Genomic DNA, 25,624 nt, shown 5'->3' with positions numbered 1-25,624 from the left:
TGTGGCCGTAGACAGAGATCGTGTCCAGCGGCTGACTCGCGAGCTTCTCGAAGCGATCGGTGAAGACCCCGAGCGTCCGGGACTCAAGCAGACTCCGGCGCGCATGGCCGACCTCTACGCGGAGTTCTTCTCCGGTGTGGGAGAGGATGCTGCGGCGCCCCTGGCTCGCACGATCAGCGTTGCGCGTGGACCCGCGCCAGAGACCCTGCCGTCCGGCGCGGTGCTCCTGCGTGACATCCGCTTCCGCTCAGTCTGCGAACACCACCTGCTGCCCTTTGCCGGACGCGCGCATATCGCCTACCTGCCAGGCGAGCAGGTCGTCGGGCTCGGCGCACTGGTACGTGTCGTGGAGATCCTCGCCGCCCGCCCACAGGTGCAGGAGCGGCTCGGTGAGCAGATCGCTGACACGATTGCGGAGCACCTCGACACGCGTGGGGTGCTCGTCATTCTGGATGCCACGCATGGCTGCGTGACGATGCGCGGTGGACGCCAACCCGAAGCCTCGACGCTCACGATCGCCGCGCGTGGCGAATACACGGAGCCGGTCGCTCGACAGGAACTGATCACGCTGATCGGCGCTTCTGTGGGCTCAGGGATCGGCGGCGCGCAATGACCGAAATTTGGGGCATCGTCAACGTCACGACCGACTCTTTCAGCGACGGCGGGCGCTTCATCGAGCCCGAGCAGGCCATCGCCCACGGGCTGGCGCTGCGAGACGCCGGCGCTGCGGTGCTCGACATCGGCGGAGAATCCACCCGCCCTGGCTCCGAGCGCGTCGACCCCGCCGTCGAGGCGCAGCGAGTCCTCCCGGTGATTCAGGAGCTCTCATCGCGAGGCATCCCCGTGAGTATCGACACCCTGAACGCGTCGACGGCTGTCGCTGCCGTCCGCGCGGGCGCGCGCATCGTGAACGACGTTTCCGGTGGCCTTTCCGACCCAGGCATGCTCAGCGCCGTCGCGGCGTCTGGCGCCGATTTTGCGATCGGCCATTGGCGTGGGCCCTCCGACGACATGTATGCGCGCGCCGAGTACCGGCGCGCCTCACGTGAGGTCGCCGGCGAGTTGCGTGAGCGGTGCGGTGCCGCGGCGGCTGCGGGTATCGCCCCTGCCCGGCTCATCGTCGACCCCGGCATCGGATTCGCCAAGACGGGGGAACAGAACTGGGACGTACTGCGTGGCCTCACCGACGTCACGGCGCTCGGCCATCGGGTACTGATTGGCACCTCGCGCAAACAGTTTCTGGTCGACACTGTCAGCCAGGCTTCGCCAGCGGAGGCTGAAATCGACGAGTCGCGACGCGATCTCGCCACAGCAGTCACGAGCGCCCTGGCTGTACGCCACGGCGTATGGGCTGTGCGCGTGCACAACGTCGCAGCGACCCGCGATGCTCTCGCAATCGCACACGCTTGGGAGGGCTGATATGCAGATCCTGGACGAGATCCAACTCACCGGTCTCACTGTGTTCGGCCGTCACGGTGTCTTCGAGCACGAACGTGAGAACGGTCAAGAGTTCTTGATCGATCTGCGTCTGCAGGTCGATCTGGCGGTCGCCGCGGCATCCGACGACGTCGTCGACACTGTGCACTACGGCGAGCTCGCCGAGAAGGTCGCAGCCGTCGTCGCAGGCGAACCGGTCAATCTCATCGAGACGCTCGCTCAGCGCATCGCCGATGTCGTGCTCGCGGACAAGCGGGTAACACAGGTCGCCGTCACCGTGCACAAGCCCCACGCGCCCATCCCGCTGACGTTCTCGGACGTCTCGGTCACCATCGTTCGCGTCACGAGGGGCGCACAGTGATGACCCGCATGCCGCCGCTGACAGTGCCAGATCCGCGTCCCGGCCGCGACAACGTGCGCGCGGTGATTGCGATCGGCGCGAACCTCGGCGACCGCCGCGAGACGATCCGGCGAGCGATCGAGAGGATCTCCCGACTGCCGCTCGTAGAAGACGTGCAGCTGTCGGAGCTGTACGAGACAGTCGCGGTGCGACTGGATGGCCCGGACCCGGATGCGCCGACCTACGTCAACGCGGTCGCGCTGGTCAGTACCCGCCTCGCGCCGCAGGTGCTGCTGGGATTGCTGCACGCAATCGAAGACGAACACGGCCGCGAACGACACGAGCGCTGGGGTGATCGCACGCTCGACCTCGACCTGATCACCTACGGCGATCTGCTCTCTGACGACCCGCACCTGCAATTGCCGCATCCTCGGGCTGCCCAGCGAATGTTCGTGCTCGAACCGTGGCTGAGCCTTGACCCAGACGCGGAGATCCCCGGGCAGGGACGGATCGCTTCGCTGATTGAGCGATTGCGTGCGGATGCCGCGGATGCCGGTGCGGAGCACGAATGAAGCGCACATCCGCCGTGTTGCTGATTATCCTTGCGCTTTTTGGTGCGGGTATCGGCTACCTGGTCGATCATGTGCTGACGGTGTCGGGTCGTGCCACCTTTGCACCTTCTGGCTTCCTGCCACTTCTTCTGCTCCTCGTTGCCGCTGCTGTGCTCGCGCTCGCCTGGCCGGTACGGCGCAGCGTGCGTGGACGCACGCCAGGTCGTATCGACCCGTTCCGTGCGATGCGTGCCGCGACCCTCGCACGGGCATCGAGCCTGCTCGGTGCGATGATGGCCGGGTTCGGCGCAGGACTGGGAGTGTTCCTCTTGTCACGACCGGTGGGTCCCCCGGTAGGGTCGATTGTGGCGATGGCTGCGCTCGTCGTGAGTTCGATCGTGCTCGTAGCTGCCGCTCTCATCGCCGAACAATTCTGTACTCTTCCGAAGGATCTTGATGACCGACAGCCAGATGACCCCGCCACCGGAGCCGACGCCGGGCGCTGATCGATCTCAGCCGGTCATCCCGCCGGTCCCTCCGGTACCGCCTGTCCAGTCTGTGCTGGACGTCCCTCCGGTGCAGCCGGTTCAGCCGGTTCAGCCGGTGCAGCCTGTGCAGCCCGTCCCATCCGTGCTGGACGAGGGGACGTACACGCAGATTCGCGAACCTCGCGGCGCCGCACGCCTCGCCCTCGACGGGCACTGGCACCAGATCTCGCCGCGCTATGTTACGTCTCAGCTGCTGCAGAATGCGGTCGTGTTCGTGCTCATCGTGATCGCGGCGCTCGTGCTGAGCCTCGCGTTCGACCAGACCTGGGTGTGGATTCCGGCCGGAATCTTGCTCGTGATCGAACTCATCACGCTCGTGATCCTGCCCCGACAGGCGAAGGCGATCGGATACATGCTGCGCGCCGATGACATCGTCTTCCGCAAGGGCATCCTGTGGCAGCGGATCATCGCCGTACCCTACGGGCGCATGCAGCTCGTCGACATCACGCAGGGACCGCTGGATCGTGCGTTCGGAGTGTCACAGCTGAAGATGGTCACCGCGGCCGCCACTACTGGCGTGCAGATTCCCGGGCTGACACAGGCTGCGGCCGAAGCGTTGCGTGACACACTCATCGACGTCGCCGAGACCCGCCGGACCGGCCTGTGAGCACGCCTCAGCAGCTCTCGAGCGATTCACTTGCAGACGGAGAATGGCACCGTCTGCACCCGCTGACCCCGCTGTTCAAGGGCGGCCTGGTGCTCATCATCGTGGCGGGCATTGTGCTCAACAACTTCCGCGACCGGATCATTTTCTGGGGCATCAACCTCTTCGCTCCTGACGGGATGCACGCCGACGACTACTCCGGCGGAGACCCGGTGGACTGGGTTCTGGCGAACAACCTGGTCATCGTCGCACTGCTCGTCGTGCTGGGTGTTTTGATCGTGCTCATCGTCGGATTCTGGTTGGTGTGGCGGTTTCAGCAATTCCGTATCTCCGATGAGCACGTGGAGATCCGCAAGGGCATCATCTTCCGCTCGCACCGGCGCGCGCCGCTTGATCGGGTGCAGGGCGTCAACCTCACGCGTCCCTTCCCTGCGCGGCTGATCGGCATGGCAAAACTCGAGGTCGTCGGCGCCGGCACCGACGCGAACGTTCCGCTCGAGTACCTCTCCACGCAGAAGGCCGAAGCCGTGCGCTCGGACATCCTCCGGCTCGCCTCCGGTGCCCGTCAGTCACGTGAAACGCGTCGTACCGGACAGCCAGCGCCCGAGCAGCCAGCCGCTTCTGCCGGGTTGCGCTCCCAGCTTGTCGGATCAATGAACGAGGGCGTCAACGACCTCATCGGAGGCGTCGACCTCGCCGATGTCGCTCCGGAGAGCGTCGTGAAGATCCCGACCGGACGACTCGTCGGATCGATGCTGCTCGCCGGCGTGCTCTGGTTCGGGTTCTTCCTGGTGATCTTCGGCGTCGCGATGGGATTCACGATCCCCGCGATCCTCGCCGATGGTGATCCTGACGCATGGATCGGCATTGTGGCGATCGTCCTCGGTATGGGCATCCCCTTCATCATCGCCACGGTCGCCATCACCTGGGGACAGATCTCCAAGTCACTGCGCTACGCGATCGCTCCGACGCCGGATGGCGTGCGCATCACCTACGGCCTGTTCACGACGGTGACCGAAACGATCCCTCCAGGGCGTATCTTCGCAGTCGAGATGTCGCAGTCGCTGCTGTGGCGTCCGTTCGGTTGGTGGACGATCAAGATCAACCGCATGTCGGGCAAGAGCGCGTCTCAGCAGCAGTCCGGATCTGCGCAGCAGTTCAACGTGGTGCTTCCGGTCGGAACACGCGCCGACGTCGAGCGGGTGCTCGCCCTCATCCTTCCTGACCTGCCGGCAGAGGATCTCCCATTGGTCTGGGAACACGGCATCTTCGGCCCCCAGCAGGACGACCCATACGTCTCTCTTCAGCCGCGAGCCTGGTGGCGCAGGCCAGTGTCGTGGAAACGACACGGGCTCATCGTCACCGACTTCGCACTGTTGATGCGTCGCGGCCAGTTCTGGCGCAAGCTCGCAGTGGTTCCCCTCGCGAGGCTCCAGGGTGTCTCGGTGTCGCAGGGGCCGATTGATCGACTGCAGCGCGTCGCTTGGATGAAGGCGCACAGCATCGCAGGCCCCATCCTCGGCGAGGTCGTCGGCATCGAGAGCTCCACCATGATGACGACGATGGACGACATCACCCGCAAGGCCTTCGCAGCCACGGGCCGCGATCACAGCCACCGTTGGGCGCAGTACGCAGAAGAGACGGCGGCTGTGGCCCCGGTCCCCGGCGACTTCACCCAGCAGGATCTCGCGCCGCCGCCTCCCACCTTCCATCCGCCACAGGCGCCGCATGAATCGTGACGGCAGGCTCGGCGTCGGCATCATCGGCGCCGGGCACGTCGGCCCGGTGATCGGCGCTGCTCTCGCCGGGGCGGGGCATGCGATCACGGGGATCACAAGCGGTTCAGATGACGACCGCGCGTCGGGGGTCCTTCCAGGCGTGCCGGTGCTCGACGCGACCGAGGTGCTGCGACGTAGTGAGCTGGTGATACTGGCGGTGCCGCATGACGTCCTTCCCGGATTGGTCGCTGGACTTGCCGAGGTCGGCGCGTGGCAGAGCGGCCAGCTCGTGGTGCACACCGACCCCGCGTATGGCATCGGTGTGCTCGAGCCAGCGCAGCGTTCCGGCGCCATACCGCTCGCGGTGCACCCGGCGATCACGTTCACCGGCACCTCGATCGACCTGCGTCAGTTGCGGGCGAGCTTCGCTGCGGTTACCGCCCCCGCCCCCGTACTCCCGATCGCACAGGCACTCGCCGTTGAGCTCGGGTGTGAACCGATCGTCATCAGCGAAGACGATCGGGTCGTCTACGCGGAGGCGATCGCCACGGCATCCGCGTTTTCGCGCGCGATCATCGGGCAATCCACCGCGCTGCTTCGAGGCATCGGAGTGGAGAACCCTGGCGGCTACCTCTCGGCACTCGTGCAGTCCGCCGTCGAGCGGGCTTTGCGCGAAGCATCCGACCCGCCTTTCGGGATCTGACCCGCGCTCAGCGACCGCCGGAGAACCCTCCGCCGCCGCCTCCGCCGGAGAATCCTCCGCCTGATGACCCACCGGAGCTCGATGAGCCGCTGCTGGGCGCCGTATACGTTGACGACGAGTTGGTGGCCGATGAGAAGATCAGCATTCGGGTGACGAGGCCGTAGCTTGAGCCGTTGATCCACCCCGGGTCTTGCTCTGCCACACCATAGGCGACTTCGAGCACCTCACCCCACTCGCGCTCCTGGCCGAACAGGATCGCGTACGGCAGCAGTTTTTCGTACACATGGATCACGTCGACGCTGCCATCGCTGCGACGCTCGGCGCCGGCGTATGACTGCAGCATCCGCAGCCGGTCGGCTTCGGCGACGCGGATGAACTCGCGCACGCCCTCCAAATACTCCAGCTGCAGCGCACCATCCTTGGTGAGAACCGTGTGCTTCTTGAAGGCCACGACACTGGAGATCAGCAGGAAGATGCCGCACATCAGTGTGACGAAGAAGACCGGACCGGCCGAGGCACGTCCGGTGAACAGGCCCCAGCCCAGCAGAAACATCATGCCGGCGAACACGACGAGAGCGAGGCTCTGAACGACGCGCGCGAGCGTGCTGTGTGCCTTTGTCGTGAGCCCTCGCTTTTCCGCTTCGATCGGACCGGACTTGAGCAGCTTCTGAACCCTCGCCGCGAACGCCGAACTGTTCTTCGGCATCTTCATGACGATGTCCAGATCGGTGCTGCCGAACAACGCCTTCAACGATCGCTCGTCGAGCGGATCTGGAATCGGAGCATCGAGGCGGCGCAGGCGTGGTCGACGCTTCTTCGGGCCCTCCTCCGGGAGCTCTTCCAATCGCAGCATTCCGTGCACGGCGAGGTGGATGATCTGGGCGCTGAGCGTGTTCTTCGCCTTCGGGACGACCGCGCTCGCCAGCAACGGCGGCATGGAAGCGGGCACGTCATACTGCGCGACGATGATTCCCGTGCCTCGACGACGTGAGCGGATCATGGATCGAGTGGCGAACCAGCCGCCGATCGACAGCAGGATTGCGCCCCCACCGACGGCATACGGCAGTACGTCCGTGGCCGCATTGGGCTGGCGAGCGGATGGCTGAGTGACAGTGCCCGGTTCGAGGGCGATGGCGATGGTGACGCCTTCGCCCGCAGGGATATCACGCGCGGCAACGCGGAAGGTGGCGCCGTCGACGGCGAGATCGCACGTAGCGGTGGAGTTCTGCTGTCCCTGATAGCAGGAGGAGGCGCCGGTCAGATTCGTCGCCAGATCATCATCGAAGATGATCTCGGCGTCGAACGCTGTGATGTCCTGAGTACTGTCCAGAGGAAGAAAGTTCCAGTAGAACTCATCGACCTTGGTCTTGGTCGCGGCGATGATCACATCGCGCATCTCATACTCGATGACATATGTCGTCGGGCCGTGCACATAGTCGTTGTTTCCGGTGAGCACATACACGAAGCCGTCGTCGTTCTCGGTCTCGTAGGCAACGGCGTCGCCGTTCTCATCGCGCACGGAGATGATCCTCGTGTCGATCCCGGCACCCTCATAGGTCTCGGGGTAGCCCGCCACGATGCCGCGGTTCTGATCGAAGTCGGGAAACTCGGCGACGCGGGTCTCCTCGACATGCATCGTGGCGCGTCCGTCATCATCGATGCCGATCTCGTAGGTTGCGTTCCACGTGGAGAAGTCGAAATCGTCGACATCGGCGCGTGGTTCCGCTGCGGATGCGGCGGACGCCGTGCCGGCCAGCAGCGTGGCTGCCGTCACCGCGATGAGGGCCAGAGAACGTGGAAGAAAGCGCCGGAACATGCTTCGAGGGTATCGAGCCTCAAACGGGGAAGCTGGTGAAGTGTCCCGGAAGCGGGGTTCCGCGCCCCGCCCGGTAAACTGGGGGAGACTTCCAAGGAGCCTCTATGACCACCGCGCCTGCCGCGCCCGCATCCACCCCTGACGACGCTGACGGCGAGGACGTTCACGAGCAAAAAGCCGTACGTCTCGCCAAGCGCGAGCGACTCATCGAGCAGCGTGCGAATGCCGCCGGTGGAGCATTCCCGGTCAGCGTGCCGGTGACGCATGCGATCCCGGCGCTGCGCGCTGAATACGGCGAGCTGGAGGCGGGCGCCGAGACCGGCGTCGTTGTTGGCGTTGCGGGCCGTGTGGTGTTCAGCCGCAATACCGGCAAGCTCTGCTTCGCGACGTTGCAGGCCGGCGATGGCTCGCGCATCCAGGCCATGATCTCGCTCGCCGAGGTGGGCGAGGAATCGCTGGCGCGGTGGAAGGAGTTCGTCGACCTGGGCGACCACGTATTCGTGCGCGGCCAGGTGATCTCCAGCCGCCGGGGCGAGCTGTCGATCATGGCCACCGACTGGGCGATCGCTTCGAAGGCGATCCTGCCGCTGCCGAATGCGTACGGCGACCTCAGCGAGGAGAGCCGGGTGCGCAGTCGCTACCTCGACCTCATCCTCCGCGAGCAGGCGCGCCACACAGTAAGTGCCCGTGCTGCGGTGAACGCCAGCCTGCGTGCGACTTTCTCGTCGCACGAGTACCTCGAAGTCGAGACGCCCATGCTGCAGGTGCAGCATGGTGGAGCATCCGCTCGTCCGTTCGTCACGCACTCCAACGCCTTCGGCACCGAGCTGTATCTGCGCATCGCGCCGGAGCTGTACCTGAAGCGCGCCGTCGTCGGCGGCATCGAGCGGGTGTACGAGATCAACCGCAACTTCCGTAACGAGGGGGCCGACTCCACGCACAGCCCGGAGTTCGCGATGCTTGAGGCGTACCAGGCCTATGGCGATTACAACCAGATGGCAGAGCTCACGCAGGAGCTCGTGCAGCAGGCTGCGATCGCCGTCACCGGTTCGACTACGGTGACCTGGGCCGACGGCACTGAATACGACCTCGGCGGCGAGTGGGATCGCGTCTCGATGTATGAGTCGCTGTCGGCAGCTGCCGGACGCACCTTCACGACCGAAGACTCGGTCGAAGATCTCACTGCTTTCGCCGAGCAGCATGATGTCGGCATTCCGGCACAGGCCACGCACGGCAAGCTCATCGAAGAACTGTGGGAGCACTTCGTCAAGGGCGACTTGACGCGCCCCACATTCGTGATGGACTTCCCGGTCGATACTTCACCGCTGGTGCGCGAACACCGCTCGATCGACGGTGTCGTGGAGAAGTGGGACCTGTACATCCGCGGATTTGAGCTGGCCACCGGATACTCCGAGCTCGTCGACCCCGTCATCCAGCGTGAACGCTTCGTGGAGCAGGCGAAGCTCGCCGCCCGAGGTGATGTCGAGGCGATGCCCGTCGATGAGGAGTTCCTGCGTGCTCTCGAGCACGGCATGCCGCCGTCGGGTGGCATGGGCATGGGAATCGACCGTTTGCTCATGGCGATCACCGGTCTCGGTATCCGAGAGACGATTCTCTTCCCGCTGGTGAAGTAACGCGCCACATTTGACGCTCATCCGTCGACGTTGTCACCGCGACGAAACGTCCACTCCGGCAGTATGGCCGCGTCGATCATGCTGCTGATCAAGGATGCGAGAGAGTAGCAGGGGTCGATCTCGGCGACCATTCGCAGGTAGTGCGCGGCGTGCGTGGAACGGCCAAGCGCCCAGGACAGCCAGGCCGCCGCGGTCAGCGGTGCGGGTCTGGATGCACGGGGTGCGCGCGCGGCGACGTTGCGCGCGATCGTCAATGCGACGGCGAGTCGGTCGGCGTCCGGACTCGGTCCACGCCCGAGGAACACCTGGCCCACATCGTCTGACACGCCTGCGCCATATTCGGCGTAGGCGAGTTGTGCGTTCAGTGCGCGTACACCGGTCGGCAGGTCTGTCGCCCACTGCAGGAGCGCGACGTCGCGGTAGCGCGGGCGGTCCAGACACCAGAGCAGCGCTGCGGTCTCGAACGGCGGCATGTTCTCCGGAGACTCCAGCAGATCTTCGAAGAACAGCGGCAGGTCGTCGAGCAGCATCGAGGCGTCGATGGCCTGTGGGTTCTCGCGTGCGCCGGTGAGGCCGAGGTGCTCGTGCGCCAGCACGTCTGACAGGTCGAGCAGTGCGCGACCCACGCGCTCTTTCTCGGCAAGACCGACGACGGGCAGTGCCGCGCCGGCATCCTGATCACCCGAGACATCGCCGATTTCCGGAGCCGTCGGGGGCACGGGAATCTCGGCAGACGGGCGCAGGACTGGGTCGTCATGCAGATAGCTCGACCATCCCTCCGGGGTGACGCAGAGCGCGTCGACCACGTGGAGCCCGAGGTCGACGGCCAGATCGAGCAGGTCATCGACGACGATGGTCGACGGCAACACAATGCCGTCCGGGGTGTGTAACGGATGCTCGTCGGTGTACACCACCACGGCCACAGCATCCGTTCCGGTGACTCGCGAGACCAAGCCGATCGCCGTGTCGACGTACTCGTCGAGGTCGACGTCATCTCGAGGAAGATCGATGCGCATCGCACCGTGGGCGCGCGAGCGTTGAAAGGGCAGCAGCACGATGCTCTGCCTCGGTGTGAACCCGGCGAGGCTCGGGACGATGCCGAGAAACTCGGCGGAATCAGTAGCACGAAGGACTGTGTTCATGACGCGAGTGTGGCGGAAAAGCCATGCCGGAAACGGGTACTCACAGGGTGGGCTGTCCACATCCATCGGTGCAGAACGAGTCGGCTGTTCCAGAGGAATGACCGCGTACGATAGACACATGGACAACTTCTGGGTCGCCGCGGTATGGGCACTTCTGCCGACCCTCGGAGTCAGCTTCGTTTTCTTCTTTGTGCTGCGCAGCATCATTCGCTCCGATCGCACTGAGCGCAAGGCTCACGCACAGATCGAAGCGGAAGAACGCCTCGCACGCGGCCTCCCGCCCCGCGTCTGACTACCCCGCGCCCGACCGCACTGTCCGCGCTACCGACTACTCTGAAGCCAGACGCCGATTTCGGCGAGTTCTGCTGAGTGCTTGCCGGGGGTGATGCGCGTGTGGCAATGGTCATGGCCATGGTGGGTCCTTGCGGTCGCCGCCGTCATTGACATCACCATCCGTGTGATGGCGATCATCGTGATCCCGCGCAACCGGCGTCCGACCGCAGCGATGGCCTGGTTGCTCGCGGTGTTTTTCATCCCCTACGTGGGCGTGATCCTCTTCCTGGTCATCGGCAATCCACGACTGCCGCGCGCGCGCCGTCGTAAGCAAGATCAGATCAACGCGTACATCGCCGAGACCAGCCATCAACTGCACTTCGGGACACTGCGCCCGAACGCACCGGAGTGGTTCGCCCCTCTGGTGACGATGAACCAGGCTCTCGGAGCGCTGCCGATCTCCGGCGACAACGGGGCGCACCTGATCAGCGACTATCAGGAGTCGTTGGATGCGATGGCGGAATCGATCCGCACCGCAAACGACTACGTGCATGTGGAGTTCTACATTCTGCAGTCGGATGACGCGACCGACAACTTCTTCTGTGCGCTTGAAGAGGTGGCCGCTCGCGGCGTTGAAGTGCGCGTGCTTCTTGATCACTGGGCGAACCGTTGGAAACCGCGCTATCGCAAGACGATCAAGCGACTGACTGCGATGGGTGCAGACTGGCATCTGATGCTGCCCATGCAGCCGTTGAAGGGTCGGATGCAGCGACCAGATCTGCGAAACCACCGCAAGCTTCTCGTCGTCGACGGCAACGTCGGATATCTCGGATCCCAGAACGTCACCGATTCGACATACAACCTGCCCAAAAACATCAAGCGTGGACTGCACTGGGTAGATCTCATGGCCCGCGTCGACGGTCCGATCGTGCTCAGCCTCAACGCGATTTTTCTCAGCGACTGGTATAGCGAGACCGACGAGATACTCAGTGAGATCGACATCGCGCACGCCCAGACCGGCAGCGGAGATCTGGATTGTCAGATCGTCCCGTCCGGCCCCGGCTTCGAGGTCGAGAACAATCTGCGACTCTTCCTTGCGTTGCTCTATGCGGCACGCGAGAAGGTCATGATCGTGAGTCCGTACTTCGTGCCCGACGGTGCGCTGTTGCTCGCCGTCAGTGCAGCGTGCGACCGCGGTGTTGCGGTGGAACTGTTCGTCTCCGAAGAGGGCGACCAAGCCATGGTCTACCACGCGCAACGCAGCTACTACGAGGCACTCTTGCGCGCCGGCGTGCGGATCTGGATGTACCGCAAACCGTACATTCTGCACACCAAGACACTCACAATCGACGACGAGATCGCAGTGATCGGCTCGAGCAACATGGACATGCGCTCGTTCGGTCTCAACCTCGAGATCTCGATGCTCGTGCGCGGCGAGGAGTTCGTGGCGGAGATGCGCGAGATCGAAGACACGTACCGCTCGCTGAGCCGCGAACTCACGCTGGAGGAATGGATGCAGCAGCCGCTGCGTTCCACCGTGCTCGACAACCTCGCTCGACTCACCTCGGCTCTGCAGTAACGGCGGTTCATCAACGTCGGTGCATCAACGGCGGCAGAATGCTCTGCCGCTGCGGTTCCTTGAGCGATATTCTGAGCGCATGACCTCCTCGTTGCGTCTCGCCATGTCTGCAGCAGCCGTGCTCGCTGCTGCTCTGCTCGTTGTCGGTTGTGCGTCTTCACCGGGCTCGTCTTCGCCCGGCTCATCGGCACCGGACTCGTCTTCGCCGGACTCGCCGGCCGCACCGGTGACTGATGATGACTTCGAAGCGGCATGGCTCGACGACGGGCGCATGTTCGCCATCGTGACCTGGGGTTCCTCGACGTGTGTCCCGGTCGTCGACGAGGTCATCGCGAAAGGGCAGACGGTGACAGTCGCTCTGGTCGACCCGCCCAGTGCTGACGGCGCAGAGACGGTCTGTACGGCTGATCTCTCGCCCCGTGCGAGCATCGGGGGAGTTCCTGAGGGCGTCGATCCGACGCAGGACGTCGAGTTCATCGTCACCGTCGGTGACGTCACGGACGATGTTGATCTTGACGGAAACTCCGCACTTGCCGGCACACCGGGAAGCGAGACAGAGTACGCACCCAGCGCGGGCTGGTTCGACGATGAGGGGGTCGTGCTGCTCACCTGGGGCTCGTCGACCTGCCCTCCGATCGTGGAGAACGTCGAGGAGCAGCCGGGTGGCGCGACAGTGACGTTCAAGACCGAAGACAGGCCATGCACGATGGACATGGTGCCCAGGGCGACAATGCTCGGATTCAGTGACGACAGTGACGACAGTGACGACAATGACGATGGTGATTTCATCCTCACGCTCGTCGGCGACAACCTCGACGGCACTGTCACCGTGATTGAGGGCTGATCCTCAGAGCGAATTGACCGGATGCCCCTCTGGCAGCGCCAGCAGGAGAGCACCGGGGTCGACGCGGCAGCGTATGCGCACGGCGATCCCGAACGCGTCACCGTCGAGTTCGATGGGTGTCGGATCGACGGCGGCGGCCTCGATAGTCAGTCCGCGCAGATAGCGCACTGAGGCATCCTTCCCACGCCGCTGGAGCACCAGACGCCCGGCACGGAACCTGCGCAGCACGGAGTTGTCCCACCAGATTTTGCGCCACACGCCGAGCCAGCCGAGGGGACCGGTCGGCTGGATAATCGCGATGTCGAGCTCGCCGTCAGTGACGGATGCAGACGGGATGAGCGAGATTCCGGCCGGCAGTGTGCCGCAGTTCGCGAACAGCACGCTGTGTACCTTTGTGGAATGCAGTCGTGAATCGTCGAGCTGGTACACGACGCGGAACGGCTTGGCGTTCGGAAGTGAGCGCGCCGCGCCATCCACATAGGCCACCCAGCCGACAGATTTCTTCAGATCTGGGCGAGTGTTCGCGATCATGTCGGCATCCAGCCCGATGCCGGCAAGGACGACGAACGCATGCTCGCCGGTCTCTCCGTTCGCTCGGGTGAGCTCAGCCCAACCGATGTCGATCGGATGCCGGAACTCGCCCAGCGCCGCACGGATCATTGCTTTCGGATCCAGGAGCGGCAGTCCGAGGTTGCGAGCGAGCAGATTCCCGGTGCCGCTCGGCAGGATCGCCAGCGGTACACCGGTGCCGGCCATTGCCTCCGCGACTGCGCGTACGGTGCCGTCTCCGCCGGCGACGAGCACGACATCGACTCCGCGCTCGAGCGCCTCTCGTGTGATCGACTGCCCGGCATCCGCAACCGTCGTCGGATAGAAGGCGGGGTGGTCCCAGCCCGCTTCCTTCGATAGATCGCGCATTACCCCGCGCAGATGCTTCTCGTCGACCTTGATGGGGTTGTAAACGAGAGCGGCCTGACGGTGGCGCGAGGTGCTCTTCCTCATGGCGATCACTCTACGGCCCGCATCCGCCCGCGTGTGTCTCGCCAACTAGACTTGGAGCATGATTGACCTCGCTCTTCTCCGCGACCAGCCTGACCTTGTTCGCCGCTCGCAGGCGGCCCGTGGCAACGACGAAGCCACCGTCGATGCCGCGATCGAGGCTGACCGATCGCGCCGCGTGGCGCTCACTGCTTTCGAAGATCTGCGCGCAGAGCAGAACGCATTCGGCAAGCAGGTCGCCAAGGCACCCAAAGACGAGAAGGCAGCCCTGGTCGCCCAAGTAAAAGAACTCGCCGAGCGTGTCAAGCAGGCGCAGCAGACGGCGAACGAGGCAGCGGATGCCGCGGCATCCGCTCTCGCACGTATCGAGAACGTCGTGATCGATGGGGTGCCGGCCGGCGGCGAGAAGAACTTCGTCGAACTGCGCCGCGTCGGCGAGGCGCCGGCCTTCGATTTCGAGCCCCGTGACCATTTGGAGATCGGCGAGATCCTCGGCGCGATCGACATGGAGCGCGGCGCGAAGGTATCGGGAGCGCGGTTCTACTTTCTGCGCGGCATCGGCGCGCGCCTCGAGATCGCGCTCATGAACCTGGCGCTCGACAAGGCGCTGCAGAACGACTTCGTGCCCATGATCACCCCGACGCTGGTGCGTCCGGAGATCATGCAGGGCACCGGCTTCCTTGGCGAGCACGCCGATGAGGTCTACCACCTCGACAAAGACGATGACCTGTACCTCGTCGGCACGAGCGAGGTCGCACTCGCCGGATACCACAAGGACGAGATCGTCGACCTCTCCGAAGGTGCGCTGCGCTATGCCGGCTGGTCCACCTGCTACCGCCGTGAGGCAGGGTCGTACGGCAAGGACACCCGAGGCATCATTCGAGTGCACCAGTTCAACAAGCTGGAGATGTTCGTCTACACGAACGCGGAGGATGCCGAGGCAGAGCACCTGCGTCTCGTCGCCCTGCAGGAGGAGATGCTGACCGCGCTCGGCCTTTCGTACCGCGTGATCGACGTCGCTGCCGGCGACCTCGGATCGAGCGCTGCTCGTAAGTACGACATTGAGGCGTGGGTGCCGACGCAGGGTGCGTTCCGCGAGTTGACGTCGACCTCGAACTGCACCACGTTCCAGGCTCGTCGACTGGACGTGCGGCATCGTCCGGAAGCGGTGGACGGGACTCCGGCCAAGACGCAGCACGTCGCCACACTGAACGGCACGCTGGCGACCACGCGCTGGATCGTCGCTCTGCTCGAGACTCATCAGCAGGCGGATGGCTCGGTGCTCGTCCCAGAGGTGCTGCGGCCCTACCTGGGCGGCCTTGCCGTGCTGGAGCCGGCCCAGCGACAGGCCCAGGGGTCGAAGATTCAGGGATCGAAGTGACCGCCCGCTGGCTCGTCGGCCTCGATGTCGACGGCACGATCATCCTGCAGGACGAGACCATGAGCCCCGGAGTGCCGGAAGCAGTCGCGCGCGTGCGGGATGCGGGTCACGTGGTGACTATCGCTACTGGACGCAGTTGGATGGCCACCGAACGCTGGGTGGATGCGCTCGAAATCACTCCGGAGTTCGTCGTCTGCTCGAACGGCGCCGTCACCATGCGACGCGTCGCGGATGGCTGGGATCGCTGGCACGTCGAGGTCTTTGACCCGCGAGTGGTGCTTTCGCTGCTCACCGATCGACTGCCGGAAGCGCACTACATGGTGGAGCTCGAATCCGGTCAGCGGCTGTTCACCGGCGAGATGGATGATTGGACCCTTGACGGGGGCAGACAAGTGACCCTTGAGGAGCTGGGCGCTCAGCCGGTTTCTCGTGTCGTCGTGGTCTCTCCCGGTCATGACGAGGAAGACTTCCACGAACTCGTGGCGGATGCCGGACTCAATGAGGTCTCGTACGCGATCGGCTGGACTGCCTGGCTGGATATCGCACCGCAGGGTGTTGACAAGGGCACCGCGCTCGCGCGGGTTCACACCGAACTCGGCATCAACGGCGCACAGGTCTTCGTCGCGGGCGACGGACGCAACGATATTGGCATGTTCGGCTGGTCGCTCGGCATCGGTGGTCGTGCGGTGGCGATGGGGCAGGCCCCCACTGAGGTCAAGGATGCCGCGGGTGAGGTTACCGCAGACGTCGCCGAGGGTGGTCTTGCGCGTGCCCTGGATACTCTGTTGGTTCACCCAGGGGCTCCTCAGGTCGAGGCTGGAGAATGAAACCGGTTAGACTCGACCACTGATCGATAGATTCGTCCGTCGATGGAGGGCTGTCCGAGCGGCCGATGGAGCTGGTCTTGAAAACCAGTGGGCAGAAATGTCTCGTGGGTTCGAATCCCACGCCCTCCGCAGAGAACTGGCTGCGGTACCCCCACAGTCAGAGTGAAAGGCATTGAGTGAGCGAGAAGATCCGTCGCCGCAAGACCGTGGCACGCCACGGTCAGTTACGGTCTCCGGGCCCGATCAGCCAGCTCTTGAAGATCTTGGGTGTGGGACTGGCGGTTGTGCTGGTCAGCGGGTTGAGTATCGGTGCCTTCGTCGTTGCCGACCTCAGCAACACCGTCAGCGCGAATGCGGTGGAGCTCGAAGGCCAGGAAGCTGCTCCGCCGAACATCAGCGAGTTTGAGGGCGGATTCGACCTTCTGCTGGTTGGCACAGATACCTGCGAGGAAGCGTACGCGGAGCTGTTCGGTGACCGCTGCTCTGGCGCGGATTCCGAGGGCAACCTCAACGACGTCAACATCCTGCTGCACGTCTCAGAAGAGCCACGACGCATCACCGCGGTGAGTTTCCCGCGCGACCTTATGCTTCCGATCCCGTCGTGCACGCGTGAGGACGGCAGCGAGACCTCAGCGATGAGCAAGCAGCCACTCAACAGTGCGTACACGTACGGCGGCCTGAACTGCGTCGCGAAGACGATCTCCAACCTCACCGGTCAGGACATCGAGTTTGCGGCATCCGTCACCTTCGGTGGTGTGATCGAGATCACCAACTCCATTGGTGGCGTTGATGTGTGCCTTGCGAGCCCGATCAAGGATTACCACACGGGTCTTGATATGCAAGCAGGCATCCATACGGTCTCTGGGCTGGAAGCGCTGCAGTTCCTGCGGACCCGGCACGGTGTCGGCGATGGCAGCGACCTTGGTCGCATCGGCAACCAGCAGCAGTACATGTCGAGCCTTGCGCGCAAGCTCATCAGCGGTGAGGTGCTCGGCAACGTTCCGACGATGCTTCGCCTGGCGAACACGGCGTTGAGCAACCTTGAAGCGAGCACGACACTGACGAACCCGATGACGATCGTGCAGGTGGCGCTCGCGGTGAAGAACGTGCCGTTTGAGGACATCGTGTTCCTGCAGTACCCGACATTCGGCGACTCGGCTGATCCGAATAAGGTGGTTGCGGACTCCGCCTCCGCGGAGCTGATGTGGGATGCGATCAACGCGAACCAGCAGCTGCAGATCACGCACGTGAACTCTGAGAATGAGGGAGTGATCGTGGAGGAGTCAGGCGTTCCGGTAGATGAGACGGCGACGCCGGATCCGACCGTCTTCGCACTCCCCGACAGCATCAAGGGCAACTCCGCGGCTCAGGAGACCTGCTCCAACGGTAACGTTCGGTAGGTAGCTCAGCCGGTCGTCGACCGGCGAATGACGAGTTCCGGCGGAAACACGGTCTGGCGAGGAATGCTCGCAGGATCGTCGGCCTCCTCCAAGAGGATTCGCAACGCCGTGCGGCCGATCATCCGGCTGGGCTGACGAATAGACGACAGCGGCACCGCAGCGGCGGCTGCGAACGGAATGTCGTCGAAGCCGATGATCGCGATCTCGTTCGGCACCAGGAGTTGGCCGCCGGAGACGAGCGATTGCAGCAGCCCGAGAGCGAGCAGGTCGTTCGCGGCGAACAGGGCATCCGGCCATTCCCGACGAGGGCGGGCGAGGATGCGGGCGCCGGCGGCGACACCCTCCTCCACGGTCATCGCCGATGTGGCGATGACCTCTAGGTCGACCCGTACGGAGGCGTTTTCTGCGGCGGCCCTTGCTCCGGCGAGGCGGTCATTGACCTGTCGGATGTCGAAGGGCCCACCCACGAATGCGACACGACGCCGGCCGACATCGATGAGATGTTCTACAGCCAGGCGGCCGCCGGCGACGCTGTCGACAGAAACCGAGGAGAAGTTCCCGTCACCGCTGAAACGATCGACGAGGACGGTGGCGATGCCGCTGGCGCGGAACCGGCGCAGTCGCGTCATGACGTCGCCGTATGGCGCAATCAGGAGCCCCCGCACCTGCTGCTCCTGGAACAGGTCGAGGTAGACCTTCTCGCGTGATGGGTCTTCGTCGGTGTTGCCGTAAAGGATCGCGATGCCGTGACTCGTGGCTTCATCTTCCGCACCGCGCACGACGTCGTTGTAGAACGGATTCTGGCCGTCGAGGACGACGAAGCCGACGGTCGTACTGATGCCAGCGCGCAGCTTCCTGGCGGCGTCATTGCGCACATAGCCGAGCTGTTCGATCGCCAAACTGACACGCTGGACCGAATCGGCCGAGACCTCTTCTGGGCGATTGAGGACGTTGGAGACCGTGCCAACGGAGACGCCGGCGCGCTGGGCAACATCACGGATACTCACCGCCACGGCCGTCACCTCTCTTCGTCGATCCGATCACGATTCGCTTACCTGGGGTTGACCTCCAGGTGGTATTTCATACACTAGCTTGAACCTACATGAATCGATTCATGTAGATTCAACCTTGGATCAATTCAATCCACCTCAACGGAGAGGACGCGCCAGTGGCCGTCGAAGACGACAATCGCAGCTCGCCGAGCGTGGCGCTGGAGCTGCATCGCGTCGTGAAGTCTTTCGGGCCTGTTGTTGCGCTGCGCTCAGGCAGCCTGACGTTGCACTCGCAGTCGATCCACGCCCTCATCGGCGAAAATGGCGCTGGCAAATCGACGCTCGTGAAGATCATGGCAGGGCTGTATCGGCGTGACTCAGGGGAGTTCCGACTGCACGATGAGCCGGTCGACTTCTCCAGCACGGCACAGTCCAAGGCTGCGGGTATTGCGGTGATCTACCAGGAGCCGACGCTGTTTCCTGACCTCTCGGTTACCGAGAACATCTTCATGGGGCGTCAGCCGACGAACGGCATCGGACGTATCGATCGCAAGGCGATGCGGATGGAGGTCGAGCAGATCTTCCAGCGTCTGGGCGTAGCGCTTGACCCTGACCGGATCACCGAGGGGCTGTCGATCGCCGACCAGCAGATCATCGAGATCGCGAAGGCGATCTCGCTCGATGCCAGCGTCCTCGTCATGGACGAGCCGACCGCGGCTCTCAGTGGGGTCGAAGTCGACCGGCTCTTCGCCGTCGCGCGAAGCCTGCGGGACGAGGGTCGCGCCGTACTGTTCATTTCGCACCGCTTCGATGAGGTGTTCGCGCTCTGCGACACCGTCACCGTCATGCGCGACGGCGCGTACATCAGCACGACGCCAATCGCGGACACCACGGTGGATGAGCTGGTGCGTCAGATGGTCGGCCGCGACGTCACGGAACTCTTCCCCAAACAAACTGTCCCGATCGGCGAACCGCTGCTCGAGGTGGCGGGCCTCACGAGTCCAGGCGTCTTTCACGACATCTCGTTCGTCGTGCGTGCAGGCGAGATCGTCGCCCTCGCCGGGCTTGTCGGCGCCGGACGCAGTGAGGTCGTCCGCGCGATCTTCGGCGTCGACCCATATCGGGAGGGCGAAGTGCGGATGCTGGGCACAGCGGTGCCGCGACGGAGCCCGACCGATGCCATGCGTGCCGGTCTCGCGCTGGTCCCTGAGGACCGGCGTAAGCAGGGGCTCGTGATCGAATCCAGCGTGGGCAGCAACATCACCATGGCGATCCGCAGCCAGCTCGCGAAGTTCGGGCTGATCACCACCGGCATCGAGAACCGGGCTGCGAGGGAATGGGCGAGTCGTCTCGAGGTCAAGACTCACGCGCTGGACACGATCGCTTCGACCCTCTCCGGCGGCAATCAGCAGAAGGTCGTCCTCGCGAAATGGCTGGCCACGAATCCGCGCGTGCTCATCATCGATGAACCGACGCGTGGCATCGACGTCGGCACCAAAGCCGAGGTGCACCGCCTGCTCTCACAGCTCGCCGGAGAGGGGATGGGCATCCTCATGATCTCCTCCGAGCTCCCGGAAGTGCTGGGGATGGCCGACCGGGTGCTGGTCATGCGGGAGGGACACATCACCGCCGAGATCGCCCGCGCCGAGGCGACCAGTGAAAACGTCATGTTCGCCGCGACACACGCAACGGAGCTGCACTCGTGACCACCACTTCGATCTCGCGCACGGGACTCGGAAAGACTCTCGGCGGTGTCGGGAGGGCGCGCGAGTTCGGCATCCTCATCGCGCTCGCCCTCGTTGTCATCGCCGCGACGGTGAAGAACCCGAACTTCCTGTTCAGTGCGGATGGATGGCGCGACCTGCTGCTCACACCGTCGATCCTCGTGCTGGTCGCGGTCGGCCAGGCGATTGTCATCATCACCCGAAACGTCGACCTGTCGGTCGGATCTGTGATGGGCCTGACCGCCTACCTCACTGGACGCCTCTTCATCGACATTCCTGGCATCCCGATCATTCTTGTGGTGCTCGCTGCCGTCGTCTTCGGTGGACTGCTCGGCCTCGCCAACGGAGCGCTGGTCGCCTTTGCGAAGGTTCCTGCGATGGTGATCACACTGGGCACCCTTTATGCCTATCGCGGCATAAACGTGCTCTGGGCTGGTAGCAGCCGGGTCAACGCCTCGGACATGCCGAAGGACTTTCTCGCGTTGGGCACCGCGCAGGTGATTGGTATTCCGGTGCTGGCGATCGTCGCACTGATCGTTCTGGCCGCTGCTGCCTGGTACATGCGCAACACTCGCGGCGGCCGCGAGTATTACGCGATCGGTTCGGATCCTGCTGCGGCAGAGCTGTACGGACTCAAAGTCACCCGTCGCCTGCTCTCCGCATTCGCGCTGTCCGGTGCCCTCGCAGGTCTCGCTGGAGTGTTCTACGCGGCCCGCTACGGTTCGGTGAGCTCGCAGGCTGGCGCCGGATGGGAACTGGATGCGGTGGGTGCGGCAGTCATCGGTGGAATCGCGATCATGGGCGGTGTCGGCTCTGTCTGGGGTGCGGCGATCGGAGCCATGCTGCTGATGACCATCAATCGGGCACTGCCGATCCTCGGCATCCCGGATTTCTGGCAGCGGGCCGTCGTCGGTGCGCTCATCATCGGTGCCATCGTGCTCGACCGGGTGCTCGCCGTGCGGCAGAAACAGCGGCTCATCGAGGCGAGGGACGAATCATGACCACGACATCCACCACCTCCACGCTCCGCGTCATCCAGGATCACGACCGCTCGCTCTGGCGTCGACTTCTCCTCACCCGCGAAGTCGCGATCATTGCGCTTCTCGTCCTCGTCGTCCTCGTCGCATCCACCACGGTGAAGGGGTTTGCGCAGCCGATCACGGTGAACTATCTGCTGCTCGACGTCGCACCGATCCTGCTCATCGCGCTGCCGATGGCGCTGATCATGGTGACCGGGGAGATCGACCTGTCGGTGGGCAGCATGGTTGGCCTCTCGAGCGTCGTGACCGGTGTGCTCACGCACGCCGGAGCGCCCTTCGAGGTCGCAGCTCTCGCCGCACTCACCGTCGGCGTCATCGGCGGAGCAATCAACGGATTCCTCGTCACTGTTGTCGGCCTGCCATCGCTCGCCGTCACGATCGGTACGCTCGCGCTGTTTCGGGGGCTCGCTGTCGGGCTGCTCGGCACCACGGCCGTCACCGACTTCCCTGAGCAGTGGACAGCGCTGGCGAAGGCGAAGATCGCCGGGACCACCATCCCCTACATCACTGTTCCATTCCTCATCCTGCTGGTGATCTTCGTCGTGCTGCTGCACTTCACGCCGTTCGGCCGGGGCATCTTCGCAATTGGTCTGTCGAAGGATGCCGCCCGGTTCTCCGGCATAAACGTCGAACGCACGAAGTTCATCCTGTTCGTGCTTGCCGGTGTCGTCTCCGCGTTCGCCGGAATCTTCTTCACGCTTCGGTTCGGTAGCGCGCGTGGCGACAATGCGACGGGTCTGGAACTCCAGGTCATCGCGGCGGTCGTCCTCGGCGGAGTATCGGTGTTCGGCGGGCGGGGCCAGCTGCATGGCGTCGTCGCTGCGGTTCTGCTGATCGGGGTACTTTCCAGTGCGCTGCGCCTCGCCAACGTCACCTCCGATGTCATCAACATCATCACCGGTGGCCTGCTCGTTGCTTCCGTGGTCGCAGCCAGTCTTCTCAGCTGGATGCAGCGACTGCGTGCCAAGGCGGGTCCACCGACGAGGTTCGCCGTCCCCTCGACCAGCTGAGGGTGCTTCTCGCCGCCGGCATCCGTCTGTGGCAGTCTCAACGAAAGGAAGAACAATGAAGTTTCCACGCAAGCACGTCGCTGCGTTCGCGGCTGTCGCCGTCGCCGCGGCGCTGGCTCTGACCGGCTGTGCCGACACGAGTGGCGGAACAGGCGGCGATGGCGGCGGTGGCGGGGCTGAGGGTGGCTCCGACAATCTCGCGATCACGTTCCTGCCGAAGAACCTCGGCAACCCGTACTTCGACACCTCCAGCAAGGGTGGCAAGGCTGCGGTGGAAGAGCTCGGTGGAACGTTCGCCGAGGTGGGGCCGGCGGAAGCCACCCCGGACGCACAGGTGAGTTACATCAACACCGCCACGCAGCAGGGCATCGGTGCTCTCGTTGTCTCAGCCAACGATCCGCAGGCGATCTGCGATGCGCTGAACGAGGCACGGGATTCCGGGATCAAGGTCGTGACCTTCGACTCTGACACCAACCCCGTGTGCCGTGACCTGTTCGTCAACCAGGCCGATGCCGAGGGGATCGCGAAGGTTCAGATCGATCTGATTGCCGATCAAATCGGTGGCGCCGGTGAGATCGCCGTACTGTCCGCTTCGGCGAACGCGACGAACCAGAATGCGTGGATCGAGCTGATGGAGGCGTACCTCGCCAGCGATTACCCCGACATCACGCTCGTCGAGACGGTCTACGGTGACGACGACGACCAGACCTCGTTCGACAAGACCGCGGCTCTGCTGCAGACGCACCCGGACCTGAAGGGCATCGTTTCGCCCACCACGGTCGGCATCGCGGCTGCTGCGCGTTACCTGTCCACTTCGGACTACAAGGGCGCGGTCGCGCTGACCGGTCTCGGCACACCGAACCAGATGCGCGAGTACGTCGAGGACGGCACCGTCACCGCGTTCGCGCTGTGGAACCCGGAAGAGCTCGGCTACCTGTCGGCGTTCGCCGCTGCCGCCCTCATCGAGGGGGACATCACCGGCGCCGAGGGTGACACCTTCGACGCGGGCGACCTCGGTGAGTACACCGTCGGGGCAGACGGCGTCGTGCTGCTCGGCGACCCGTACGAGTTCAACGCGGAAAACATCGCCGACTTCGACTTCTGAGTCGAGTTTCTACGCGAAGAAGGCGCCCAAGTCGTTCACACGGCTTGGGCGCCTTCTTCGCGTAGGTGCAGTGTCAGCATCCTAGGGAAACGTCCTTTACGATTGACCCGCACTTCTTGCGCTCATCGCGCGCAAGCCGGCCTCCGGGTAGACCTGGGGCGGTGGCTCGCAGCCGAGGGCACCTTTATCCGCGCCAGCGCCGACCAATCGCAGATTTATAGAACGCTCGGCGCACTGGCTTGAACGTTATCCTCCGCTGCGGAATGACTCTTGACAGCGTTCGGGGGATCGCTACTATAGGAACAATCCCATTAGGACTATTCCTATAGGTCGAGTCGTTGCCTTGGCCTGTGTTCCACAGCTCAAAGGAGACGATTGTGAAGAGATCAAAGATTCTCGCTTCGCTGGCCATCGCGGTTCTTACCGTCGGCCTGGCATCGTGCGCCGGAGGTGAGGCGGATGCCGGTACCGACGGTTCAGGCGGTTCCGACACCAAATCTGGCGGCACACTTACGCTCGCCAGCAACCTGGACAACAACTCGTTCGATCCCGCCGCGCTGGAGATCGGTAACCGTGTGCAGTACTGGATGCCGGTGTACGACACGCTCCTCGTGCTGGATGAAGACTCCGAACCCCAGCCGAACCTCGTCACAGAGTGGGCGTACAACGACGACGCGACCGAACTCAATCTCACGCTCCGGGACGATGTGACCTTCACTGACGGCGAAGCCTTCGATGCGGCGGCCGTCCAAGCGAACCTTGCGCACCTGGCCGCTGGCGGTGGGCAGAATGCCTACATGGCAGCGTCTATCGTCGACTTCGACATCGTCGATGAGTACGAGCTGAACCTCGTGCTCTCCGCCCCCGACCCTGGCCTGCTCGGCTACCTCGGCGTGGTGGCCGGTGCCATGGCGAGCCCCGACTCGCTTACGGCTGCCGATGTCGCGACGACCCCGGTCGGTAGCGGCCCCTACACGCTCGATGCTAAGCAGACCACGAGTGGCAGCCAGTACGTCTACGTGCGCAACGACGACTACTGGAACGCAGACGCCTTTGCGTACGACAAGCTCGTGATCAAGCCGATGTCCGACATCACCGCGCGGCTCAACGCGATCAAGTCCGGCCAGGTCAACGCTGCGCTCGCCGACGCCAAGAGCGTCGCCGACGCAGAGTCGAGCGGCCTCCAGGTGAACACAACCGCCGTCGACTGGGTGGGACTCTTCATCGCCGACCGCGACGGCACGCAGGTGCCCGCCCTCGCCGACGTGCGCGTCCGTCAGGCGATCAACATGGTCTTTAATACCGAGGGGCTCGTCAAGAACGTCGTGCTTGGCCAGGGTGAACCGACCGACCAGATCTTCAACCCGACCGCCGAGATCTTCGACGTCGCGCTCGATGGTGCATACCCGAACGATGTCGAAGCGGCACAGAAGCTCATGGCCGAGGCTGGTTTCGCCGACGGCTTCACGGTGATGATGCCGGAGGTCGCGGCCTTCTCGGCGCTCAACCCGATCATCGAGCAGACGCTGGGCCAGCTGAAGATCGCGATCACCTGGAACAAAGAGGCGCCCGATGCCACCATCGGTGCCGTGCTCTCGGGCAAGTACCCGCTGTTCTTGTTCCAGCTCGGCAGCCAGTCCTCCTGGCAGGACATCCAGAAGGCGGTGCTCCCCACTTCTCCCTGGAACCCATTCCGGGTGCAGAACGATGAGCTGTCTTCACTCGTGGCAGCTGCGCAGACGGCCACGGGAGATGACCAGGTCACCGCGATGCAGGCAGTGAACACCTGGCTCGTCGACAACGCCTGGTTCGATCCCTGGTACCGCGTCAACACGATCTATCTCACGGATGCCAAGACCGATGTCGGGATGCAGTCGCAGAACGTCGTCCCCTGGATCCGTAACTTCACCCCCGCCGATTAACCCTCGGGGTGCCGGTATCCCCAGCCCGGCACCCC

The 25,624-nt window shown here is 64.2% G+C and carries 24 protein-coding genes and 1 tRNA gene; 21 read left to right on the top strand and 4 right to left on the bottom strand.

Going from position 1 to position 25,624, the window contains the following annotated elements; translation table 11 throughout:
* The first annotated feature begins 1 nt into the window (after position 1).
* The 8 genes from folE to ACSU04_RS08340 all read left to right on the top strand — a co-directional run bounded on the left by folE (position 2) and on the right by ACSU04_RS08340 (position 5,901).
* The gene (gene folE, locus ACSU04_RS08375; RefSeq protein WP_439289079.1) at positions 2-613 is read left to right on the top strand and encodes a GTP cyclohydrolase I; all 612 of its coding nucleotides are present in this window, start codon (positions 2-4) and stop codon (positions 611-613) included.
* Positions 610-1,419: a dihydropteroate synthase gene (gene folP, locus ACSU04_RS08370; RefSeq protein ID WP_439289078.1), complete on the top strand. Its 810-nt coding sequence runs from the start codon at positions 610-612 to the stop codon at positions 1,417-1,419. Before folE ends, folP begins: the two co-directional genes overlap by 4 nt.
* A 1-nt stretch (position 1,420) precedes the next feature.
* Positions 1,421-1,798: a dihydroneopterin aldolase gene (gene folB, locus ACSU04_RS08365; protein ID WP_439289077.1), complete on the top strand. Its 378-nt coding sequence runs from the start codon at positions 1,421-1,423 to the stop codon at positions 1,796-1,798.
* Complete coding sequence (folK, locus tag ACSU04_RS08360) at positions 1,798-2,349, top strand: 2-amino-4-hydroxy-6-hydroxymethyldihydropteridine diphosphokinase (RefSeq protein WP_439289076.1); 552 nt, start codon at positions 1,798-1,800, stop codon at positions 2,347-2,349. The genes folB and folK overlap by 1 nt, the downstream gene beginning before the upstream one ends.
* Positions 2,346-2,834, top strand: coding sequence for a DUF3180 domain-containing protein (locus ACSU04_RS08355; protein WP_439289075.1), 489 nt, complete (start codon positions 2,346-2,348; stop codon positions 2,832-2,834). Before folK ends, ACSU04_RS08355 begins: the two co-directional genes overlap by 4 nt.
* Positions 2,835-2,904: 70 nt before the next feature.
* The gene (locus tag ACSU04_RS08350) at positions 2,905-3,483 is read left to right on the top strand and encodes a PH domain-containing protein (RefSeq protein ID WP_439289439.1); all 579 of its coding nucleotides are present in this window, start codon (positions 2,905-2,907) and stop codon (positions 3,481-3,483) included.
* A complete protein-coding gene (locus ACSU04_RS08345; protein WP_439289074.1) occupies positions 3,480-5,219 on the top strand; it encodes a PH domain-containing protein in 1,740 nt (579 codons plus the stop codon). Before ACSU04_RS08350 ends, ACSU04_RS08345 begins: the two co-directional genes overlap by 4 nt.
* On the top strand, positions 5,209-5,901 hold the full coding sequence (locus tag ACSU04_RS08340) for a DUF2520 domain-containing protein (RefSeq protein WP_439289073.1): 693 nt from the start codon (positions 5,209-5,211) through the stop codon (positions 5,899-5,901). The genes ACSU04_RS08345 and ACSU04_RS08340 overlap by 11 nt, the downstream gene beginning before the upstream one ends.
* Before the next feature lie 7 nt (positions 5,902-5,908).
* On the opposite strand, the gene ACSU04_RS08335 is transcribed toward ACSU04_RS08340, so the two are convergent.
* On the bottom strand, positions 5,909-7,717 hold the full coding sequence (locus tag ACSU04_RS08335) for a DUF2207 domain-containing protein (RefSeq protein ID WP_439289072.1): 1,809 nt from the start codon (positions 7,715-7,717) through the stop codon (positions 5,909-5,911).
* Positions 7,718-7,821: 104 nt separating this feature from the next.
* Here ACSU04_RS08335 and lysS point away from each other — a divergent pair, with 104 nt between their 5' ends.
* On the top strand, positions 7,822-9,351 hold the full coding sequence (gene lysS / locus ACSU04_RS08330; RefSeq protein WP_439289071.1) for a lysine--tRNA ligase: 1,530 nt from the start codon (positions 7,822-7,824) through the stop codon (positions 9,349-9,351).
* A 17-nt stretch (positions 9,352-9,368) separates the two neighbouring features.
* Here the strand turns inward: lysS and ACSU04_RS08325 are convergent, their stop codons facing one another.
* Complete coding sequence (locus tag ACSU04_RS08325; protein WP_439289070.1) at positions 9,369-10,493, bottom strand: DUF4192 family protein; 1,125 nt, start codon at positions 10,491-10,493, stop codon at positions 9,369-9,371.
* 118 nt (positions 10,494-10,611) lie between these two features.
* On the opposite strand from ACSU04_RS08325, the gene ACSU04_RS08320 reads away from it, so the two are divergent.
* The 3 genes from ACSU04_RS08320 to ACSU04_RS08310 all read left to right on the top strand — a co-directional run bounded on the left by ACSU04_RS08320 (position 10,612) and on the right by ACSU04_RS08310 (position 13,189).
* Positions 10,612-10,785: a hypothetical protein gene (locus ACSU04_RS08320; RefSeq protein WP_439289069.1), complete on the top strand. Its 174-nt coding sequence runs from the start codon at positions 10,612-10,614 to the stop codon at positions 10,783-10,785.
* Positions 10,786-10,884: 99 nt separating this feature from the next.
* Positions 10,885-12,345, top strand: coding sequence for a cardiolipin synthase (gene cls / locus ACSU04_RS08315; RefSeq protein ID WP_439280374.1), 1,461 nt, complete (start codon positions 10,885-10,887; stop codon positions 12,343-12,345).
* 79 nt (positions 12,346-12,424) lie between these two features.
* Positions 12,425-13,189, top strand: a complete 765-nt coding sequence (locus ACSU04_RS08310) for a hypothetical protein (protein WP_439289068.1) — start codon at positions 12,425-12,427, stop codon at positions 13,187-13,189.
* A gap of 3 nt (positions 13,190-13,192) precedes the next feature.
* Here ACSU04_RS08310 and ACSU04_RS08305 read toward each other — a convergent pair whose 3' ends face one another.
* Positions 13,193-14,191 (bottom strand): diacylglycerol/lipid kinase family protein, encoded by a 999-nt coding sequence (locus ACSU04_RS08305; RefSeq protein ID WP_439289067.1) that lies wholly within the window; start codon positions 14,189-14,191, stop codon positions 13,193-13,195.
* A 58-nt stretch (positions 14,192-14,249) separates the two neighbouring features.
* On the opposite strand from ACSU04_RS08305, the gene serS reads away from it, so the two are divergent.
* The 4 genes from serS (at position 14,250) to ACSU04_RS08285 (ending at position 17,796) form a co-directional block, all read left to right on the top strand.
* Positions 14,250-15,569, top strand: a complete 1,320-nt coding sequence (serS, locus tag ACSU04_RS08300) for a serine--tRNA ligase (protein WP_439289066.1) — start codon at positions 14,250-14,252, stop codon at positions 15,567-15,569.
* Positions 15,566-16,396, top strand: coding sequence for an HAD family hydrolase (locus ACSU04_RS08295; RefSeq protein ID WP_439289065.1), 831 nt, complete (start codon positions 15,566-15,568; stop codon positions 16,394-16,396). The genes serS and ACSU04_RS08295 overlap by 4 nt, the downstream gene beginning before the upstream one ends.
* Positions 16,397-16,440: 44 nt before the next feature.
* Positions 16,441-16,525 (top strand) — tRNA-Ser (locus ACSU04_RS08290).
* 47 nt (positions 16,526-16,572) lie between these two features.
* Positions 16,573-17,796 carry an LCP family protein gene (locus ACSU04_RS08285; RefSeq protein WP_439280379.1) on the top strand — a complete coding sequence of 408 codons (1,224 nt, stop codon included), beginning with the start codon at positions 16,573-16,575 and terminating at the stop codon, positions 17,794-17,796.
* Between the two features lie 5 nt (positions 17,797-17,801).
* On the opposite strand, the gene ACSU04_RS08280 is transcribed toward ACSU04_RS08285, so the two are convergent.
* Complete coding sequence (locus ACSU04_RS08280; RefSeq protein WP_439289064.1) at positions 17,802-18,809, bottom strand: LacI family DNA-binding transcriptional regulator; 1,008 nt, start codon at positions 18,807-18,809, stop codon at positions 17,802-17,804.
* A 155-nt stretch (positions 18,810-18,964) separates the two neighbouring features.
* On the opposite strand from ACSU04_RS08280, the gene ACSU04_RS08275 reads away from it, so the two are divergent.
* The 5 genes from ACSU04_RS08275 to ACSU04_RS08255 all read left to right on the top strand — a co-directional run bounded on the left by ACSU04_RS08275 (position 18,965) and on the right by ACSU04_RS08255 (position 25,589).
* Positions 18,965-20,494 carry a sugar ABC transporter ATP-binding protein gene (locus tag ACSU04_RS08275; protein ID WP_439289063.1) on the top strand — a complete coding sequence of 510 codons (1,530 nt, stop codon included), beginning with the start codon at positions 18,965-18,967 and terminating at the stop codon, positions 20,492-20,494.
* A complete protein-coding gene (locus ACSU04_RS08270; protein ID WP_439289062.1) occupies positions 20,491-21,513 on the top strand; it encodes an ABC transporter permease in 1,023 nt (340 codons plus the stop codon). Before ACSU04_RS08275 ends, ACSU04_RS08270 begins: the two co-directional genes overlap by 4 nt.
* Positions 21,510-22,562, top strand: a complete 1,053-nt coding sequence (locus ACSU04_RS08265; protein WP_439289061.1) for an ABC transporter permease — start codon at positions 21,510-21,512, stop codon at positions 22,560-22,562. Before ACSU04_RS08270 ends, ACSU04_RS08265 begins: the two co-directional genes overlap by 4 nt.
* A 55-nt stretch (positions 22,563-22,617) precedes the next feature.
* Positions 22,618-23,667, top strand: a complete 1,050-nt coding sequence (gene rhaS, locus ACSU04_RS08260) for a rhamnose ABC transporter substrate-binding protein (protein ID WP_439289060.1) — start codon at positions 22,618-22,620, stop codon at positions 23,665-23,667.
* A gap of 377 nt (positions 23,668-24,044) precedes the next feature.
* Complete coding sequence (locus ACSU04_RS08255) at positions 24,045-25,589, top strand: ABC transporter substrate-binding protein (protein WP_439289059.1); 1,545 nt, start codon at positions 24,045-24,047, stop codon at positions 25,587-25,589.
* Positions 25,590-25,624 lie beyond the last annotated feature (35 nt).

The sequence above is a fragment of the Microbacterium sp. A84 genome (assembly GCF_051842815.1).
Taxonomy (GTDB): domain Bacteria; phylum Actinomycetota; class Actinomycetes; order Actinomycetales; family Microbacteriaceae; genus Microbacterium.
Note: the sequence above shows the minus strand (reverse complement) of the source record. Positions and strands in the feature narration are given on the sequence as shown.

Bases quoted from the DNA above. Each gene is read 5' to 3' on its own strand.
- ACSU04_RS08265 (WP_439289061.1), top strand. From the start codon at position 21,510: ATGACCACGACATCCACCACCTCCACGCTCCGCGTCATCCAGGATCAC.
- folB (WP_439289077.1), top strand. From the start codon at position 1,421: ATGCAGATCCTGGACGAGATCCAACTCACCGGTCTCACTGTGTTCGGC.
- ACSU04_RS08340 (WP_439289073.1), top strand. From the start codon at position 5,209: ATGAATCGTGACGGCAGGCTCGGCGTCGGCATCATCGGCGCCGGGCAC.
- ACSU04_RS08305 (WP_439289067.1), bottom strand. From the start codon at position 14,191: ATGAGGAAGAGCACCTCGCGCCACCGTCAGGCCGCTCTCGTTTACAAC.
- folK (WP_439289076.1), top strand. From the start codon at position 1,798: ATGACCCGCATGCCGCCGCTGACAGTGCCAGATCCGCGTCCCGGCCGC.
- lysS (WP_439289071.1), top strand. From the start codon at position 7,822: ATGACCACCGCGCCTGCCGCGCCCGCATCCACCCCTGACGACGCTGAC.
- rhaS (WP_439289060.1), top strand. From the start codon at position 22,618: ATGAAGTTTCCACGCAAGCACGTCGCTGCGTTCGCGGCTGTCGCCGTC.
- ACSU04_RS08320 (WP_439289069.1), top strand. From the start codon at position 10,612: ATGGACAACTTCTGGGTCGCCGCGGTATGGGCACTTCTGCCGACCCTC.
- ACSU04_RS08310 (WP_439289068.1), top strand. From the start codon at position 12,425: ATGACCTCCTCGTTGCGTCTCGCCATGTCTGCAGCAGCCGTGCTCGCT.
- ACSU04_RS08355 (WP_439289075.1), top strand. From the start codon at position 2,346: ATGAAGCGCACATCCGCCGTGTTGCTGATTATCCTTGCGCTTTTTGGT.
- folP (WP_439289078.1), top strand. From the start codon at position 610: ATGACCGAAATTTGGGGCATCGTCAACGTCACGACCGACTCTTTCAGC.
- ACSU04_RS08325 (WP_439289070.1), bottom strand. From the start codon at position 10,493: ATGAACACAGTCCTTCGTGCTACTGATTCCGCCGAGTTTCTCGGCATC.
- serS (WP_439289066.1), top strand. From the start codon at position 14,250: ATGATTGACCTCGCTCTTCTCCGCGACCAGCCTGACCTTGTTCGCCGC.
- ACSU04_RS08335 (WP_439289072.1), bottom strand. From the start codon at position 7,717: ATGTTCCGGCGCTTTCTTCCACGTTCTCTGGCCCTCATCGCGGTGACG.